1 protein-coding gene is annotated in these 1,197 nt (G+C 49.8%); it reads left to right on the top strand.

Going from position 1 to position 1,197, the window contains the following annotated elements; genetic code table 11:
* Positions 1 to 360: 360 nt before the first annotated feature.
* Entirely contained in the window at positions 361 to 828 is a 468-nt protein-coding gene (locus ACOCD2_RS20810; RefSeq protein WP_293650491.1) for a hypothetical protein, read from the top strand.
* Positions 829 to 1,197: the final 369 nt, after the last annotated feature.

Here is a 1,197-nt window from a genome sequence, read left to right as displayed (position 1 = left end):
GCAACGAGCTTGCGAAGTTGTTGCGTAGCGCTTGGTGACCAGGACGGCTGGGGCACAAATATAGGTTGTCAAAGGCCGAGTCGATTTTGGGGACTGGGATGTCCCAAAATCTATCACGAGGTCGAAGACACGCTTGTTTTATTCACAAGATTCCCTGCCAAGCTTGATTTGGCATGGTTCGCGTAGATTTTGATGGGGTTGCATTGTCTCATTCTACAAATTAGTTGACCGACGGTCAATACAAAGCCTTGTCCAATATGAAATGAGTCTGAACGCTGGCTGTATTTCCAGCATGGAGTGAGTCTGAAGTCAGCTGGAAGTTTTCGGCGTTTTGTTCATGATGGGAGCATGAAAGCCATCATGAAACTTGAAGAATTGACCACAGTGGAACATTTGTCCCACTTTCTGCAAGGCACACAGGCTGTTGCTTTTTCCGTGAGCAGCGACAAGGACAAGCGTTATCGCTGGTTACAGAGGGAACTGGTTCGTTTTGACTATCTGTCTCTGAATAAACCAGACAAAGGCATTGTCATCCGCTATTTGCTCAAGGTAAGTGGCTATTCCCGTCAACAATTGACCCGACTGATCGCACAGTATCGGAAAACAGGTCGGTTGAAACGTCATCAGCGCACAGCAGCCGGTTTCAAGCGCCGCTACACCGATCGCGACATCCGGCTACTGGCAGGAATGGACGAACGCCATGACACGCCTTGTGGACATGCCATCAAGAAGCTGTGTGAGCGCGCCTATCAGGTATTCGGGCAAACGGTATATGAAACACTGGCAGGCATCTCTGTTAGCAGGCTGTTGAAAAACGCCCAAATCTGAGAAAATATCTCCAGGAATTGAACGAGAAGCTAAAGAGCCATGCGCGGTCCCGATATTCATCAAGAGTAACTACTCACCCCTAAGATGAGTACAAGCCTGCCTCGATGGATCTACAATCGCTTTTTCATGTCTGTAGAGGCTTGACATCATAGTACGCCGAGTCTATGCTATTGACCCAACACATCGAATGGATCAACAGCCATGGGCAGTTATTTTGGATCGAAGGCGACCTCCGGACTGTGTCAGCCCATCATCGCCCTGATGCCGCCACACGACACCTATATTGAGACCCACCTGGGCGGCGGGGCGATCATGAAACGTAAGCCCCCAGCACTGCACAATATTGGCATTGACCTCAACCCGCGGGCA

Origin of the sequence: Thiolapillus sp., from assembly GCF_048562965.1 — a bacterium.
Classification (GTDB): domain Bacteria; phylum Pseudomonadota; class Gammaproteobacteria; order Chromatiales; family Chromatiaceae; genus Thiolapillus; species Thiolapillus brandeum_A.
This window is presented reverse-complemented; position numbering and strand designations above follow the sequence as displayed.